The sequence below is a fragment of the Candidatus Blastococcus massiliensis AP3 genome (assembly GCF_000582785.1).
GTDB classification, from domain to species: Bacteria; Actinomycetota; Actinomycetes; order Mycobacteriales; family Geodermatophilaceae; genus Blastococcus; species Blastococcus massiliensis.
On the sequence record NZ_HG931174.1, the window covers coordinates 1,023,392 to 1,040,242 of the forward strand.

The following is a 16,851-nucleotide window of genomic DNA, read 5'->3' on the forward strand; positions in this document are numbered from 1 at the left end:
CCCGGGGCCGGCGGGAGCGGCGCGTCCGGCGTGGGCGTGGGCACGGGCGCGGGGCCGGGCAGGGCCGCGGACAGCGGCGGCAGGTTCACCTGGGGCAGCTGCGGCAGCCCCACACTGGGCAGGTTGGGGACCGCGGGGGCGATCGTCTGCACGACGTAGGGGATGGGGGCGGGCAGCCTGGGCAGCCCGGAGGTCACGGTGTTGACGACCTGGTTGACGACGCTCGCGGACAGCCCGGCCTGCGGCACCACGCGGTACGTGTACGTGATGAGCCCGGTCGTCGCGGGCGCGTCGAAGCGCCACGTCGCGCTCTGCTCGGGAGCCAGCTTCCGCTCCTGACCGAAGAAGTTCACCGCGACGTCGGTGTAGACGGTCGCCGAGACGCTGCCCACGAGCGGGATGGAGATCCCGCCGCGGTTCTCGGCCGGGATCTTGTTGACGAACGTCACGCTGCCACCGGCATCGACGCTGGCCACCGGCGGCGTCACGTTCCTGATCTCGATGGTCGCGGACGGGGCGGCTCCGGCAGGGGACGCCAGGACGACAGAGGCGGCTGCGACGGAGAGCCACCCGAGGACCGCTACGGCGATGCCGCGCCGCGCGGTCCGGCGGATTCGACCGTGTGCCATGTGCGAAGAACCTCCGACTCGACCTACTGGTGGGTAACCCCCGTCACGCTGCACCAACGATCATGTGTGAGCGGGGTTACGGCTAAACGTGGATCGAGGGACGAACTAGGGTTCCTCGGCGTGGCTCACCACCCGATCGGCGTACACGTCGGCCCCGGCCTGACCGAGGAGGGCGAGCTGCTCGACGGCGGTCCGCTGGCCCGTGCGGCCGAGATGGACGCCGACGCGGTCCAGGTCTTCCTGACCGACCCGCAGAGCTACAAGAACCCGAAGCCGCGGCCCGACCGGGCCGAGCTGCTGGCCTCGGACGTCGTGGTCGTCGTCCACGCGCCCTACATGCTCAACGTGGCGACGACGAACAACCGGATCCGCGTCCCCGGCCGCAAGCTGCTGGCCGCGCACGCCACCGCGGCCGCCGCGATCGGCGCCTCCGGCCTGGTCGTGCACGGCGGGCACGTGCTCGCCGACGACGACCCGGCGGTCGGCGTCGACAACTGGCGGAAGGCCTTCGCCTACCAGCAGAAGGACGGCGGGTTCCCCCTGCCGCTGCTCATCGAGAACACCGCCGGCGGCGGCAACGCCATGGCCCGCGACCTCGACGCCCTCGACCGGCTGTTCGACGCCGTCGGCGAGTTCGGGGCTGGCTTCGTGCTCGACACGTGCCACGCGTGGGCCGCCGGCTGGGACCTCGCCACGGTGGTGGACGACGTCCGGGCCCGCACCGGCCGGATCGATCTGGTGCACCTGAACAACAGCCGCGACCCGCACGGCTCGAGCCGGGACCGGCACGCGCCGCTCGCCGACGGGGAGATCCCCACCGAACTGCTGCTCGAGGTGGCCCGCGCCGCGGACTGCCCGATCGTCCTGGAGACCCCGGGCGACGCGGCGAGTCACGCGGAAGAGATCGAGCTGCTCCGCGCCGCGCTGGCCCAGCCCTAGCGACCACCTGGCGCCGTCCTCCCTCACCGCAGCGCGTCCTCCCGCACCGTGGGCGCTGAGGGAGGAGGCGCTGGGATCAGGTCACCTGATCCCAGCCCGGGAGGGGAGGGTCACGGCGTCCGGTGCGTGATCCAGCGGTCCTCCCGCGGGGTCGTCGACGCCCGGCCAGCTGGCGCGGACGACGTCGCGGTCGGGCTGCAGCACGTCCCGCACCACCAAACCCATGAGGACCACGACGGCGACGTCGCGCAGGCCGACCGCCAGGAAGAACCACTCGACGTCGATCCCCCGGTTGTCCGTGCCGAGGTACCAGAGCATCCGCGGAACCCACAGCAGCGCCTCGGTCGCCTGCCAGGCCAGCAGGGAGCGCCAGGCGGGGCGGGCGAGGACGGCGAGCGGCAGCAGCCAGAGCGAGTACTGCGGGCTCCAGACCTTGTTGAGCAGCAGGAAGCCGGCGACCAGCAGGAAGGCCACCTGGGCCACCCGCGGACGCACGGGGGCGGCCAGGGTCAGCCAGCCCACGCCCAGCAGGAGCAGCACGAGCGCGATCGCGACGACGGCGTTGAGCACCACGGGCGTCTGACCTTCGGCGAGCGGTCCGTCGAAGAGCCGGTCCCCGCTCACGTGCAGCGCGATGTTCCACAGCGTGTCCGGGTCGGCGGGCCGCACGCTGTTGAGCCGGAAGAACGTGCCCCAGGTGTCCGGCGCGGCCAGGGCCACGGGCAGGTTGACCGCCAGCCAGGCGGCCGCCGCGCTGAGGACCGTGCGCAGCCACGTGCGCAGCAGGCCGGCCCGCAGGCAGAGCAGGAACAGCGCGCCCAGGATCAGCAGGGGGAAGAGCTTCGCCGCCACTCCCAGGCCGAACAGCACGCCCGCCAGGGTCGGCATCCGCCGGGCCCAGGCCCACATGCCCAGCGTCGCGAGCGCCAGCGCGAACAGGTCCCAGTTGGTGAACGCGTGCACGACGAGCAACGGGGAGAGACCGATCATCGCCGCGTCCCACGGCCGCCGGCCCGACAGGCCCAGCACCGCCCGCACGGTGACCAGCGCGCAGAGCGACAGCAGGAGGCAGGTCACCAGGTAGTAGCTGTGCACCGGCGGCAGGTCCGGCAGCAGGCTCGTCGCCCCCGCGACACCGTCGTAGCCGCGCCCCACGACGGCGGCGAGCGCCATGAACCCGCCGGTGAGCACCGGGTACTCGACCGCGGAGTCCAGGTAGGGCAGCTCCCCTGCGCGGAGGCCGTACAGCTCGAACAACGGGACGGTGTCGGCGTAGCAGAGGTGGGTGTACTGGAGGCCGTCGGTCCACCGGCCATCGGCGCACGGCTCCTGCTTGACCCACCCCAGGCTCAGTCCCAGGACGACGAAGAGCAGGCAGACCCGCAGCGGGGTCCAGAACAGCGCCCGGCCGGTCACCGCGTGCCGCCCCCAGGGTCCCCCGACCGCCTCGCTCGCCTGCGCGGCCGCCGGGTCGGTCCAGGTGGGGACGACCCGGTCCGGGAACGCCTCGGGCCCGTCCGCCGGTGCGGACGGGCCCGAGGGTGTGCTGCTCACGAGGTCAGTGTGCGGGATCCGGCTAGTCGTCCCCCGGGACGCCGGGGAGGGGTCCATCGCCGGGCGGCCGGCCGGGCGCAGGATTGCCGCCTCCGCCGCCACCCTCACCCGGAGGGGGAGTGGTCGGCGTCGGTGTCGGCGTGGGTGTGGGGGTGGGCGTCGGGGCGGGCGTCGGAGCCTGCGTGGGCGTCGGGGTCGGCGTGGGCGTCGGGGTCGGGGTCTCCGTCACCGGGGCGGGCTCGGGCTCCGGCTCGGGCACGCTCTCGCCGGTGTCGCCCTTGATGGTCGGCGAGGTGGGCAGCTTCTCCTTGGGCGTTCCCTCGAGGACACCGTCCATGAACTGCTTCCAGATGGCGCCGGGCAGTCCGGAGCCGTAGATGATCCGGCCCCGCGCGTCGACGATCGGGTCGTACCCGTCGGTGCCCATCCAGACCGCGGTCGAGATCGACGGTGTGTACCCGACCATCCAGGCGTCGGCGTTGTCCTCGTCCGAGGAGCCCACGGTGCCGGTCTTGCTGGCGACCTCGCGGCCGCCGTCCAGCGCGCGCTTCGAGTACGAGGCGACGTCCCGCAGCGCGTAGGTGACGTCGTTGGCCACCCGCGCGTCGATCACCTGCTCGCCGGCCTGGCCGGTGTTCTCCAGCAGGACGGTGCCCTCGCTGTCGGTCACCTTCACGACGAAGTAGGCGTCGCGGCGGATGCCCCCGCTGGCGAACGTGCCGAAGCCGACGGCCTGGTCGATCGGGCGCATGTCGTACTGCCCGATGCCCAGACCGGAGTCCACGCCGCCGCTCTGCGGGTCGGCCAGCGTCCGCGTGCCGACGAACAGCTTGTTGCCGCCCTCCCACGTCTCGGGCAGGCCGGTGGCGTCCAGGATCGTCTCGCGGACGTTCTCGGCACCCAGCTCGTAGGTCAGCCCGTAGAACGTCGTGTTCAGCGAGCGCTTGATCGCCTCCTCCAGCGTGCAGGCGGGGCAGGACGCGCCACCGGAGTTCCGCACCGGCTTGTCCGGCCGGTCCGGGAAGGTCTTCGATGCGCTGCCGTCCCGGCGCGCCGTCACGCTGATGCCGTTGTCCAGCGCGGTGGCCAGCACGTAGGGCTTCACCGACGACCCGGGCTGCCGCTGGTTCATCCCGTAGTCGGTGCCGGTGCCGTTGGGGCCGCCGTAGTAGGCCTGGACCGCGCCGTTGCGCGGGTCGACGGCGACCAGTGCCTGGCGCAGGACCTCCCGGTTCTCGCCCTCCATGACGTCGTTGACCGCGGCCACGGCGAGCTCCTGCGAGCGCAGGTCGACCGTCGTGGTGATCTTCAGTCCGCCGCCGTAGAGCTGGTCGTCGGTGTAGCCCTTCGCGCGCAGCTCGTCGAGCGCCCGCTTGACGACCAGGCCCTCGGGGCCCGGGGGGATGCCCATCGACGGCGCGACCTTCGGCAGCACCGGCGGGTACACCGACAGGGCCCGCTGCTCGGCCGAGAGCCAGCCCTCGTCGACCATCGCGTCGAGCACCAGCCCCCAGCGGTCCTGCGCGCCCTCGGGGTTGTCGGCCGGGTCGTACGCCCCGGGGCTGCGGATGAGAACGGCGAGCACCGCCGCCTGCTCCGCGGTCAGCTGGGCGGCCGGGACGTCGAAGTAGGTCTTGGCCGCCGACTCGATGCCGTAGGCGCCGCGCCCGTAGTAGATGGTGTTGAGGTAGTTCTCGAGGATCTGGTCCTTCGAGTAGTTGTTGTCGAGCTTGATGGCCAGGAAGAGCTCCTGGAACTTCCGGCTGAAGGTCTGCTCGGAGTTCTGCAGGATGGCGTTCTTCACGTACTGCTGGGTGATGGTGGACCCGCCCTGCGTGGAGCCACCGGTGACGTTGTTCCAGGCCGCGCGCACGATGCCCGTCGCCGAGATGCCCGGGTCCGTGTAGAAGTCGCGGTTCTCGGCGGCGAGGACGGCGTTCCTGGCGGCCTCGCTGACCTGGTCCAGCGGCACGTTCGTGCGGTTCTCGTCGCCGAGCCGCGCCATCTCCGTGGTGCCGTCGGAGTAGTAGACGACGGTCGTCTGGGCGTTGGTGATGGAGTCGGGGCTCGGCACGTCGGTGCTGGCGTAGACGACGCCGATGAACACGCAGAGCAGCGCGAAGAGCCCGCCGAGGACGCCGAGGCCGATCTTCAGCCGACGTCTACGGCGCTGCTTCTTGGACCGGGCCGGACGGCCCTTCCCCCCGGAAGGACGGCCACCACCGGCCGGACGGCCGGAGCCCGGGGGACGTCCACCGGGCGGACGGCCACCCGAGCCGGGCGGGCGGCCGCCACCGGACGCGGGCGGACGGCCACCGTCGGCGCCCGACCGGCTGGCCGTCGTACGACCGCGACCGGCCGGAGGTACCGCCGGCCGGCGGGCCCCGCCCGCCGATCCTCGCGCGCCGGAGGAGCCACGGCCGGAGCCGCCGCCGCCCCCGGTGCTGCGGGTGCGGGCGGGGGCGGGACGGCGCACCGAGCCGGCGCGCGGTCCGACCGGGGAGGTCTCGTCGTGGGTGGGCACGCGAGGAACTCCTTCCTGACTCTGTTCGGCGACGGGGGTTGCCCGGTCGCAGCGTGACGTCTTCAGCTGTGGGTGCGGGGGAGGCGCCAGTCCAGCGCTGCCGCCAGGGGCTCCTGTGACGGAGGCGTCCGACGTTGCGACCGGCCCGCCCCGCGGCGGTGCTAGTCCGTGGCGGCCCGGCGCCGGCCCCGGCGGGGCTGCTGCCCGGGCACGGGCTCGACACCGAGCACGTACGAGCACTCGAGGTGGTTCCAGCCGCACCCGCGGCACACCTCGACGGCGTACACGGTGAACTCCTCCTGGGCGGCATCCATCCGGGCCAGTTCGACCGGGGTCTTGGCCTGGCCCGCCACGGGACCGAGGTGGTCGCCGTACACGTAGTTCACCCGGGTGAGGCGCTCCTTGCGGCACACCGGGCAGGCGGCATCGGTCGCCTCACCGTGGTACTTCGCCGCCCGGGAGAGGTAAGGACTGGCGTCGCACACCTCGAACAATCCGGTGCGCCCGGCGTACACGCCGGCCAGGACGGCTCGCCGCTGCAGCGAGTAGTCCACGACGGATCGACGTCCGGGCACCGCGCCAGAGTACGTGCCCTGAGCGCTCCGGCCGAGGTCTGAGAGCCGCGACACCATCACATGGCGACCCTCCGGGCCGCACCGCGGCCACGTGCCGCCCCCTTTCCGATGAGCGTGTCCGTCGCGCCTGCGCGGACCCCTCCGGGGGCCCACTCGGCACGACAGCAGCGGTCTTGCGTGGTCGTGAGGAGGCGGCTGGGACTCGCAGAGGGTGACCGAGGAAGGGTCGCGCCGAGTGGGGCCCGCAGGGTCCCGGGCAGGCGCGACGGATGGGCTCAGCGCAACCGGGGAACGGAAATTGGCCGCGGTGTGGTCCGGAGGACCACCATGTCGTTGTATCGTCTCGATACATCGACCGCAGGACCGAGGAGGCGTGGTGCTCGAGTTCGCCATCCTCGGGTTGCTGCATCAGGCCCCGATGCACGGGTACGAGCTGCGCAAGCAGCTCGCGCAGGTGCTCGGTGGTCTGCGCAGCATCTCCTACGGCTCGCTGTACCCCGCGCTCAAGCGGATGCGGGCGGCCGGGCTCATCAGTACCGATGAGCCCGACCCGCACGCACTGCTGCCGGCGGACGCACCGCCGCTCACCGGCCGGCGCGGGAAGGTGGTCTACACGATCACCGCCGAAGGCAAGGAGCGCTTCCACGACCTGGTCAGCCAGACCGGGCCGGAGGCGTACGACGACGGCGGGCTCTTCGGTGTCCGCCTCGCCTTCTTCCGGCACACCGCTTCCGACGCGCGACTGCGGATCCTCGAGGGCCGCCGTCGCACCGTCGAACGGCAGCGGGAAGGGTTGCGGTCCTCACTGTCGCGGACCCGCGAGCGGCTCGACCGCTACACCCTCGAGCTGCAGCGCCACGGCCTGGAGTCGGTGGACCGCGAGGTCCGCTGGCTCTCGGAGCTGATCGATTCCGAGCGCCGCGAGGCCTCGGAGAGCACGGCAGGACGCGAGGAGCCGGGCGCCGCCCAGGCGCCCTGAGCCGCTCAATCGTCATCCGCGGACCGCACCCGGTCCGCGTCCGTCGGGCCCACAGGGGGCCCAGGGGAAGGAGAGTCATGGGGTCCGTGAAGGTCGCCATCGTCGGGGTCGGCAACTGCGCCGCCTCACTGGTGCAGGGCGTGCACTACTACCGCGACGCGGACGAGAGCTCGTCGGTCCCGGGGCTGATGCACGTGCGCTTCGGCGAGTACCACGTCTCGGACATCGAGTTCGTGGCCGCGTTCGACGTGGATGCCAAGAAGGTCGGCCGTGACCTCTCCGAGGCCATCGTCGCCAGCGAGAACAACACCATCAAGATCTGCGACGTCCCGCCGCTCGGCGTCTCCGTCCAGCGCGGCACCACGCTCGACGGCCTCGGCAAGTACTACCGGGAGACCATCGAGGAGTCCGACGAGCAGCCGGTCGACGTCGTCGCCGCGCTGCGGGAGTCCGGAGCCGACGTCCTCGTCTGCTACCTGCCCGTCGGGTCGCAGGACGCCGCGGAGTTCTACGCGCAGGCCGCGATCGACGCCGGCGTCGCGTTCGTCAACGCGCTCCCGGTCTTCATCGCCGGTACCAAGGAGTGGGCGGACAAGTTCACCGCCGCGGGCGTCCCGATCGTCGGCGACGACATCAAGAGCCAGGTCGGCGCCACGATCACCCACCGCGTGCTCGCCAAGCTCTTCGAGGACCGCGGCGTCCAGCTCGACCGCACGATGCAGCTCAACGTCGGCGGCAACATGGACTTCAAGAACATGCTCGAGCGCGAGCGCCTCGAGTCGAAGAAGATCTCCAAGACCCAGGCCGTCACCAGCCAGGTCGACCGGGACATGGGCAAGGACAACGTGCACATCGGCCCGTCGGACCACGTGCCGTGGCTCTCGGACCGCAAGTGGGCCTACGTCCGCCTCGAGGGCCGCGCCTTCGGCGACGTCCCGCTGAGCCTGGAGTACAAGCTCGAGGTCTGGGACTCCCCGAACTCGGCCGGCATCATCATCGACGCCGTCCGCGCCGCGAAGATCGCCAAGGACCGCGGCGTCGGTGGCCCGATCCTCTCGGCGTCCTCGTACTTCATGAAGTCGCCGCCGGTGCAGTACGACGACAGCCAGGCCCGTGACGCCGTGGAGGCCTTCATCCGCGGCGACATCGAGCGCTGAGGCCGGTAGGACAAGCCGTTCCACCAGGCTCTGGGGCCCGCACTCCCGTCACGGGAGTGCGGGCCCTGTCGCGTCGTGACCGGGATGGCGGCCCGGCGCTGCCTAGGCTCGGGACATGCTGTCCCGGCTGCTCCCCGCCACCGCGCTGATGCTGGCACTGGTGACCGGCTGCGCGGACGGCGGAGACCGGCGCGACGCCGGGGACGCCGTCACCGAGGACGAGGCGGCGCTGCTGGCGGGGCTGCTCCACCGCAACCACGAGGAGGGCGGCGCGAACTTCGTCGTCACCGCCCCCTACGGGCCCGGGGCCGTGCTCACGCTCACCGGCGAGGTGGACTTCCGGGACGGCGTCGGGCGTGCGCAGGTGGTCAGCGGGGCCGACGACGGCAAGGTCGTGCACAGCGTCTTCTTCACCCGCGACGACCTCTGGTTCGGGGACGTGCCCGGCCTCGAGGAGGTCGGGCCCGCCTACCTGCGCCGCCCGGTGGCCGCTGGCGACGAGCCCACCCGGCCGCTGGTCGACGTCCTGGTGACCATCCTGCTCGGCCTCTCGGCCGACCACGCCGACGAGCCGGCCGCCTTCCTCGACGCCGGCTACACCTGGCAGGGCCGGCGCTCGATCGACGGGCGGCCGACCGCCCTGTTCGGGCTGCCGGGGGACCGCACGGTGGCGGTGTCCTCCGTCCACGACGTGCTGGTGCAGTTCACGACGCCGCTGCCGGCGGGGCCGGATGCCGGCGTCATGGACGTGACGACGACGCTGGCCGAGCACGGACCGCGCTCGCTGGACCTACCGGCGGACGCCGCTACGGCGCCGGCTGCCGAACATCCGGAGCTGCTGGCGGCTCTCGGCCTCTGATTCGACGGGCCGGGCCCGGCACAGCAGCCGGGAGAAGACAGTGGGAAGGGGCGGCCTCTTCCCCAGACCGCCCCTTCCCACGCCCTTCCTACCAGACGCGGGGCGATCTGGCTCCCTTTCTCAGTTCGCCGTCGGGTCGGAGGGGGCGGTGCTGAGGACGGCGAGGCGTCCCGTCTGGCGGTACATCACCCGGCGCCACAGCTCCGGGCCGGACACGTCGGCGAGGACGTCCTCCGGGCTCCCGGGCACGCAGGCCCACGCACCCTCGGCGAGCTCACCGGCCAGCTGACCCGGCGACCACCCCGCGTAGCCGGCGAAGACGCGCAGCCCGGCGACCTGACCGTCCAGCGGGTCGGGGTCCTCGTCGAGGTCGACCAGGAAGACGTCCCCGGCCACGCGCCGCAGCGCGGCGTCCCGGCCGGGCACGGGTGCCGGACAGCGGGCCAGGCACAGCGCGGTGTCGGTCTCGCACGGCCCGCCCACGTGGAACACGCCGGGATCGACCGCGAGGTCGCACCAGCCGGGCAGCACGTCGCGGATCTCGACCTGGCTGGGCCGGCCGAGCACGACGCCGAGCGTGCCGGTCTCCGAGTGGTCGAGGACGTAGACCACCGCCTCGGCGAACGTCGGATCGGTGAGCGTCGGCATCGCCACCAGGAGGGAGCCGGGGCCCACGTCCTCGATCGCGCCGATCGACAGCGCCGGGACTGCCGCGCGACGACGGCCGGCCACGGGCCGCGCGGGCGGTCCGGACTCGGGATCGGGCGACGCGGGCACCGGGCTCATCCCCTCCAGTGTGCATCACCCGGCGGGCCCGGCGCCGTCCGTCGGCCGGCCGCGCGAGGGACCCGCCGCCGACCCGTGCGTGGCGGGGCGCGAGGGGTCGTCCGTCTAAGGTGGCCGCGTGGAGGAGGCGCGAACTCCGGTGCGCTCCCTGCTGGCCCGGGCGGATTTCCGGCGGTTGTTCGCCACCCGGCTGTTCTCCCAGTTCGGCGACGGCGTCTTCCAGGCCGCGCTGGCCGGCACGGTGCTGTTCAATCCGCAGCGGGCCGCCGATCCTCTCGACGTCGCCCTCGGTTTCGCCGTCCTGCTGCTGCCCTACTCGCTCGTGGGCCCGTTCGCCGGCGTCTGGCTGGACCGGTGGAGCCGCCGTTCGGTGCTGCTGCTGGCCAACGTGATCCGCGCCGGGCTGGTCGCCGTGGTCGCCGCGGTGATCCTGGGTGGTGTCGACGGCATCGGCTTCTACGCCGCCGGGCTGGCGGTGTTCTCGGTGAACAGGTTCATCCTGGCCGCGCTGTCGGCCGGCCTGCCGCACACCACCGACGACCTGGTCCCGGCCAACGCCCTGTCCACGACGTCCGGCGCGATCGCGGCGGTGGTCGGTGGCGGGGCCGCCCTCCTCCTGCTGCCGCTCACGGGCTCGGGGGACCCGGGCTACGCCGCCATCGCCCTGGCCTCGGCCCTGCCCTACCTGGCCGCGTCCGCCGTCGTCTCGGGCTTCGACCGCGGCTACCTGGGACCCGACTCCGTGACCCGCCGCGAGGCGCCGTCGGCCAGGACGGTGCTCGCCGGCATGGTCGCCGGCGTCCGGCACGTCTGGGCGCGCCCACCGGCAGCCGCGGCGCTGGCCGCCATCGGGGTGCAGCGCCTCTCCTTCGGACTGCTCACGCTCATGACGCTGCTGCTCTACCGCGGCCCGTTCGAGGGCGCCGGAGGCCTCTTCCCCGGGGGGCTGGCCGGTCTCGGGCAGGTGGTCGCGGCCATGGCGGTCGGCTCGCTGCTCGCGGCCGTCCTCACCCCACCGGCCGTGCGACGCATCGGCCGGGTCCGGTGGATCGTCGGGCTGCTGCTGGTCGGTGCCTGCACGCAGGTGGTGCTCGGGCTGCCGTTCCAGCCACCGTCGATCGTCGCGGCCGGACTGTTCCTGGGGTTGGTCGGGCAGGGCGTGAAGATCTGCGTCGACGCGACGGTGCAGGACTGGGTCGACGACGACGTCCGCGGCCGGGTCTTCTCCGTCTACGACACGCTGTTCAACATCACCTTCGTCGCGGCCGTCGCCGCGGGGGCCTTCCTGCTGCCGGCCACGGGCCGGTCGGTACCGGCCCTGCTCACCGTGGGCGCGGGCTATCTGCTCGCGGCGGTGGTCTTCCTCCGCATCCGCCGCCGGGTCGTCCCGGCGCCGGCGTCCTGACCGGGCGTCCTCAGAGCTGCGGCACGCACGGCCCGGCCCCGAGCCGGGCCAGGCCGGCCAGGTCCCCGGCCGCGAGATCGGTGAGCTCTTCCTGGACCTTGGGGTACATGAGCTGGCCGGCGTCCTCGACGTGCGCCAGGCCCACCAGGTGGCCCAGCTCGTGCAGCACGATCGCCGCCACGACCGCCCGGCCGTCGCGCCGATCGAGGACCGGCGCGAGCTGCGGCGCGTCCAGCGCCACGCTGCCGGTGACGTACACGCGCGGACCCGACCCGAGGGAGACCGCGGCGCTACCGGCCTGACCGACCACGTCGCCGGCGAGGGCGGGCACCTCCTGCTCGGTGTGCCAGCCGATGAGCACCGGCGCCCAGCGGTCGCCGTAGCGCTCGGGCTGGAAGATCGGGCGGTCCACCGCCATGGGCTCGTCGCTGTACCCGTCGTGGACGAACCGCAGCCCGGTCACCTCGGCGATGCGGGCCACCGCCTCGTGCACGATCGCCTCCGCACCCGCGGGCGCCCCCTGCGGCCGGAGGACGTAGTGCACGGGCTTGCAGGGGTCGTAGGCGACCGGGGTGACGCCGTCGTCCTGCAGCTTCGTGAACGCGTGCGTCCCGCCGCCGGGCGGCGGGGGCAGCGGCACGCCGATCGGCGTCGTCCGCGGGTCGTCCTCCGGGGTCGGGCGGTCCCGCGGCTTCTCCGGCGGTGGCGGAGGCGGGGGCACCGGTGGCGCACCCGGCAGCACGGTGACCGGAACGGCCCAGGGGATGCCGCCCGGTCCGCTCAGGGCCCCGGCGGCGACGACGGCGACCAGGACGACCAGGACGACGACGGATCCGCGTACGAGTCGCCGCAGGGTGCCCACGAACCCAGTGTCGGCAGCGGCGTCCCGCTCCTCGACCCGGGACGCCGGCGGATCAGCCCTGCTGCCCCGCCCACCACTCGCGCAGGGCGGCCTCGGCCTCCTCGCGCGGGAGCGGCCCGCGCTCGAGCCGCAGTTCTTTGAGGAAGCGCCAGGCCCGCCCGACCTCCGGGCCCGGGGGAAGGCCGAGCAGCTCCATGATCGCGTTGCCGTCGAGGTCGGGCCGCACCCGCGCGAGGTCCTCGGCGGCCGACAGCTCGGCGATGCGGGCTTCCAGGGAGTCGTAGGTCTCCGCGAGCGCGGCCGCCCGTCGCCGGTTGCGCGTGGTGCAGTCCGACCGCACCAGCTTGTGCAGCCGGTGGAGCAGCTCGCCGGCGTCGGTCACGTAGCGGCGCACCGCCGAGTCGGTCCACTCGCCGCGGCCGTAGCCGTGGAAGCGCAGGTGCAGGAAGGTCAGCCGGGAGACCGCCTCGACGACGTCCTTCGGGTACTTGAGGGCCAGCAGCCGCTTGCGCACCAGCTTGGCGCCGACGACCTCGTGGTGGTGGAAGGAGACCCGGCCCCTGGGCTCGTGCCGCCGGGTGGCCGGCTTGCCGATGTCGTGCAGCAGCGCGGCCAGCCGCAGCACCAGGTCCGGCGACCCGGAGTCCGGGTCGGCCCTCTCCAGCGCGATCGCCTGGTCGAGCACCGTCAGCGAGTGGGTGTAGACGTCCTTGTGCTGGTGGTGCTCGTCGATCTCCATCCGCAGGGCGGAGAGCTCGGGCAGGACGACGTCGGCCAGGCCGGTGGCCACGAAGAGCTCCAGCGCGGCGCGGGGGGCGTCCTGCAGGAGGGTCTTGGACAGCTCGGCCTGCACGCGCTCGGCGGTGATCCGGCCCAGCTCGGCCGACATCGCGGTCATGGCCGCGACGACGTCGTCCTCGGGGGTGAGGCCCAGCTGGGCGACGAAGCGGACCGCCCGGAGCATGCGCAGGGGGTCGTCGGCGAAGGACTCCTCGGCCGGGCCGGGCGTCCGCAGGCGCAGGCGGATGAGGTCGCCCAGCCCCCCGAAGGGGTCGGTGACCGTGCGGTCCGGGCCCAGGGAGACCGCCATGGCGTTGACGGTGAAGTCACGGCGGGCCAGGTCGTCCTCGAGCGAGTCGCCCCAGGCGACCTCGGGGTTGCGCGACTCGCGGTCGTACCGGTCGGCGCGGAAGGTGGTGATCTCGAGGCGCTCGCCGCGGATCTCGGCGCCGACGGTGCCGAAGGCGATGCCGGTGTTCCACGTGGAACCGGCCCACCCGTCCAGCAGCTCCAGCATCTGCTCGGGCCGCGCATCGGTGGTCAGGTCCAGGTCGCCCGGCACCCGCCTGCTGCCCGCCGCCGCGGACAGCAGGGCGTCGCGGACCGAGCCGCCCACCAGGTGCACCTGGAAGCCCGCCGCCGTGAAGCGCTCGCCCACCTCCGTGAGCACGGGGGACAGGTCGACCAGCTCCCGCACGGTCTGCTGCACGGCGGGCGGAACCGGCTCGGCGGCGGCACGGCGCCCACCGGTCCTGGGCGGACGACGCGGGGGCGGGGCGGACACGACCAGCCAGGGTAGTGCGGCGCCGCACGGGGAACGGACCCCGCTGTCGCTCGGTGCGATGCTCCCCGAGCGGACGCCGGAGTCGCGCTACCCTCTCGGCATGGCTGGGACGGGCGGACGAGCGCGCCCTGGCCGCCGGCTGCGTCGGGTCGACGAGACGTCCGCCGGGGGCCTGGTGGTCGCCGACGACGGCGTGCACGGACCTCGCGCCGCCCTCATCGGCCGTACCGATCGACGCGGACGCCTCCTCTGGTCGCTGCCCAAGGGCCACATCGAGGCGGGTGAGACCCCCGAGGACACCGCCGTCCGCGAGGTCGCCGAGGAGACCGGCATCATCGGGGAGGTCGTCGCACCGCTGGGCATCATCGACTTCTGGTTCGTCGCCGACGGCCGCCGGGTGCACAAGACCGTGCACCACTTCCTCCTGCGCGCGGTCGGTGGCGCGCTGTCCGACGCCGACGTCGAGGTCACCGAGGTGGCCTGGGTGCCGTTGGACGAGCTGAGCGGCCGGCTGGCCTACGCCGACGAACGGGCTCTCGTCGAGCGAGCTCCCGGACTGCTGGCCGACACCGCGTGAGCCGGCCGGCTGCCGGTAGGGCCGGCGGCCGCCCAGCCGCCGCCATCGGTCCCGTCCGGCCCGGCAGGGCGCTGCTGCGCGCCGCCCTGCTCCCGGTCCTGCTGACGATGACCGTCCTCGCGCCACCGGCCTCCGCCGCCCCGGCCGTCCCCGCGGTCGAGCCGGCCCAGGCCTCGGCGCCCGCCGCCGACGACGCCACCGACCCCGATCGCCCGGTGCGCATCGAGGTCAGCCGGTTCGAGCCGCGGACGGTGACCCCGGGGTCCGAGGTGAGCGTGGTCGGCACGCTGACCAACACGGGCAGCTCGACCGTCACCGACCTCAACGTCCGCCTCCAGCGGGGGGCGGTGCTGCGCACGCGGGAGGAGCTCGCCGACGTCGACGGCGATCCCGACCCCGCCACGACGGTCGTGCCGACGTTCAAGACGATCGAGGGAAGCATCGAGCCGGGCGGCGAACTCGACTTCAGCTACATCATCGACTCCGCCGACCTGCGGCTCGACGTCGACGGCGTCTACCCCGTGCTGCTCAACGTCAACGGCACGGTGGACGGCGACACCCGCCGGGTCGGCGAGCTGTCGACCTTCGTCGTCCAGCAGCCCCTCCTTCCCACCACCCGCACCGCCGTCGCCTGGCTCTGGCCGCTGACCGAGCGCACCCACCGCACCGCCTCCGGGAACTTCGCCGACGACGGCCTCGTCGAGTCCGTCAGCGCCGGCGGCCGCCTCGACCGTGCCCTCGGTGTCGTGGAGCGGCTGTCCAGCAGCGCCGTGCCGGCTCTGCGGGTGACGCTGGCGGTGGACCCGGCGCTGGTCGAGGAGCTGGTGCTCATGGAGTCCGGCGCCGAGGTCCCCGGTGACCAGGGTGCGGCGGTCGGCGCGGCAGGCGGCTTCCTGGACCGGCTGAAGCTGGTCACCGCCGTCCACCCCGTCGTCGCGCTGCCCTACGGCGACGTCGACGTCGACGCGCTCGACGCCGCCGGCCTCGGCGACGTGGTCACCCGCAGCCTGCCGGGCACGCCCCGGGGAACGGCCCAGGACCCGCTGGGACCCCCGGCCGACGCCACTGCCGGTGCCCCCCTCCCGCCGACGGAGGGAGCTGACGCCCCCGCCGACGACGCAACCCCTCCGGAGGACGGCGCCGGCGCCCGGATCCTCGACGACGTCCTCGACGTGGAACCCCGCACGGACCTCGCCTGGGCGCCCGGCGGCACGCTCCGCGAGGAGACGCTGGTGCGGCTGCGCGAGGGCGGCGTCGACCAGGTGGTGCTCGCCCCGGCCGGGCTGAGCTCGGGGGACGCGGTGATCGGGCTCGACGACCGCACGGCCGCCGCGGCCACCACCGTCGACACGGGATCCGGGCCGCCGCTGGACGTCCTCGTCAGCGATCCCCGGCTCACGTTCGTCGTGGCGGGCAGCGAGCACGTGCCGGGGGGAGCCCGCCTGGCCGAGCAGCGGTTCCTCGCCGAGCTCGCCGTCCTCACCACCCAGGCACCGGAGAACACGGAGCAGACCGTCCTGGTCACCGCCCCCCGGGACGTCGACGCCGGGCCCGACGGGGTCGGCGCGATGATGGCCGCCACGACGTCCTTCCCGTGGCTCCGCCCGGCGTCCCTGGACGAGCTGTCGGCCGGTCCGTTCAGCGAGGGCGGCGACCTCGTCGAGCCGTTCGACGCCGTGCAGCTCGACGCGGCCGGGCTGGCCGGCGTCACCGACGTGCTGGCCGGACGGAACGACCTCGCCGGCGCCATCGAGGGCGATCCGGACATCGCGCTGCAGGCGTTCGACGCCGCGGTGGCCCGCGCCACGTCGGTGGCCTGGCGGCCGGATCCCGGCGGGTTCCGCGACGCGGTCGCCGACCTCTCGGCGACGCTGCAACGCCTGCGCGACCAGGTGACCCTGCTGGCGCCCGCCGACGGCACCTACACCCTGGCCTCCGACGACGCCCCGCTCGTCCTCACCGTGCGCAACGACCTGCCCTTCGCCGTCCGCGTGCTGCTCGACGTCGGCGCACGGGGCAGCCGCGGCCTGACGGTGGGCGACATCGGCGTCCAGGTCCTCGCTCCCGGCCAGCGGGCGACGCTGCAGGTGCCCACCACCCTGCGCCAGTCCGGCAGGTTCGCGGTGACGGCGACCCTGACCACGCCCGCGGGCACCGCCCTGGGGGAGCGGGTCCAGATGCAGGTCCGCAGCGGCTCGTACGGCCCCATCACGCTGATCATCACCATCGGGGCGGCCTCGCTCCTGGCGCTGCTCTTCCTCCGCCGGCTGGTGCACTTCGTGCTGCGCCGGCGCGCCCGGGCCGCCGGTGCCCAGCCCGCGGCCGGGCCCGACAGCACCGCGGGGACGCCGACGCGGAGCCCGGTGTGAGCACTCCGCCCGACGACGAGCGGATCACGCCCGACCCGGACTCCCCGGCCCGCCGGCCGTTGCCCCCACCGC

13 protein-coding genes and 1 pseudogene are annotated in these 16,851 nt (G+C 73.9%); 7 read left to right on the forward strand and 7 right to left on the reverse strand.

All coding sequences use genetic code 11. The annotated features are described in order from the left end of the window. Nucleotides 1–629, reverse strand: a pseudogene (locus BN344_RS13415) (hypothetical protein); the annotation flags it as partial. A gap of 120 nt (nt 630–749) precedes the next feature. On the opposite strand from BN344_RS13415, the gene BN344_RS13420 reads away from it, so the two are divergent. After that, nucleotides 750–1,568, forward strand: a complete 819-nt coding sequence (locus tag BN344_RS13420; RefSeq protein WP_081788592.1) for a deoxyribonuclease IV — start codon at nt 750–752, stop codon at nt 1,566–1,568. An 81-nt stretch (nt 1,569–1,649) separates the two neighbouring features. Here BN344_RS13420 and BN344_RS13425 read toward each other — a convergent pair whose 3' ends face one another. From BN344_RS13425 to BN344_RS13435, 3 genes are all read right to left on the reverse strand, one after another. Next, nucleotides 1,650–3,122 (reverse strand): glycosyltransferase family 87 protein, encoded by a 1,473-nt coding sequence (locus BN344_RS13425; RefSeq protein WP_051515948.1) that lies wholly within the window; start codon nt 3,120–3,122, stop codon nt 1,650–1,652. Nucleotides 3,123–3,144: 22 nt separating this feature from the next. Then, complete coding sequence (locus tag BN344_RS13430; RefSeq protein WP_197022316.1) at nt 3,145–5,646, reverse strand: transglycosylase domain-containing protein; 2,502 nt, start codon at nt 5,644–5,646, stop codon at nt 3,145–3,147. Between the two features lie 161 nt (nt 5,647–5,807). Next, the gene (locus BN344_RS13435; protein ID WP_081788593.1) at nt 5,808–6,221 is read right to left on the reverse strand and encodes a DUF5318 family protein; all 414 of its coding nucleotides are present in this window, start codon (nt 6,219–6,221) and stop codon (nt 5,808–5,810) included. Between the two features lie 376 nt (nt 6,222–6,597). On the opposite strand from BN344_RS13435, the gene BN344_RS13440 reads away from it, so the two are divergent. From BN344_RS13440 to BN344_RS13450, 3 genes are all read left to right on the forward strand, one after another. Further along, nucleotides 6,598–7,200 (forward strand): PadR family transcriptional regulator, encoded by a 603-nt coding sequence (locus tag BN344_RS13440; RefSeq protein WP_040339256.1) that lies wholly within the window; start codon nt 6,598–6,600, stop codon nt 7,198–7,200. Nucleotides 7,201–7,277: 77 nt separating this feature from the next. Beyond that, complete coding sequence (locus BN344_RS13445; RefSeq protein ID WP_040338868.1) at nt 7,278–8,357, forward strand: inositol-3-phosphate synthase; 1,080 nt, start codon at nt 7,278–7,280, stop codon at nt 8,355–8,357. 115 nt (nt 8,358–8,472) lie between these two features. Beyond that, on the forward strand, nt 8,473–9,216 hold the full coding sequence (locus BN344_RS13450; RefSeq protein WP_040338869.1) for a hypothetical protein: 744 nt from the start codon (nt 8,473–8,475) through the stop codon (nt 9,214–9,216). Between the two features lie 120 nt (nt 9,217–9,336). Here the strand turns inward: BN344_RS13450 and BN344_RS13455 are convergent, their stop codons facing one another. Next, nucleotides 9,337–10,002, reverse strand: a complete 666-nt coding sequence (locus BN344_RS13455; RefSeq protein ID WP_081788594.1) for a YqgE/AlgH family protein — start codon at nt 10,000–10,002, stop codon at nt 9,337–9,339. A gap of 118 nt (nt 10,003–10,120) precedes the next feature. Here BN344_RS13455 and BN344_RS13460 point away from each other — a divergent pair, with 118 nt between their 5' ends. Further along, nucleotides 10,121–11,407, forward strand: coding sequence for an MFS transporter (locus BN344_RS13460; protein WP_040338870.1), 1,287 nt, complete (start codon nt 10,121–10,123; stop codon nt 11,405–11,407). 10 nt (nt 11,408–11,417) lie between these two features. On the opposite strand, the gene BN344_RS13465 is transcribed toward BN344_RS13460, so the two are convergent. Together BN344_RS13465 and BN344_RS13470 are read right to left on the reverse strand one after the other, a co-directional pair. Continuing rightward, nucleotides 11,418–12,269 carry a matrixin family metalloprotease gene (locus tag BN344_RS13465; protein WP_051515870.1) on the reverse strand — a complete coding sequence of 284 codons (852 nt, stop codon included), beginning with the start codon at nt 12,267–12,269 and terminating at the stop codon, nt 11,418–11,420. A gap of 52 nt (nt 12,270–12,321) precedes the next feature. Continuing rightward, entirely contained in the window at nt 12,322–13,833 is a 1,512-nt protein-coding gene (locus BN344_RS13470) for a CCA tRNA nucleotidyltransferase (RefSeq protein WP_081788595.1), read from the reverse strand. A gap of 100 nt (nt 13,834–13,933) precedes the next feature. Here BN344_RS13470 and BN344_RS13475 point away from each other — a divergent pair, with 100 nt between their 5' ends. Further along, nucleotides 13,934–14,410: an NUDIX hydrolase gene (locus tag BN344_RS13475; protein WP_040339259.1), complete on the forward strand. Its 477-nt coding sequence runs from the start codon at nt 13,934–13,936 to the stop codon at nt 14,408–14,410. Then, the gene (locus BN344_RS13480) at nt 14,407–16,779 is read left to right on the forward strand and encodes a DUF6049 family protein (RefSeq protein ID WP_040338872.1); all 2,373 of its coding nucleotides are present in this window, start codon (nt 14,407–14,409) and stop codon (nt 16,777–16,779) included. Before BN344_RS13475 ends, BN344_RS13480 begins: the two co-directional genes overlap by 4 nt. The last annotated feature ends 72 nt before the right edge of the window (nt 16,780–16,851 follow it).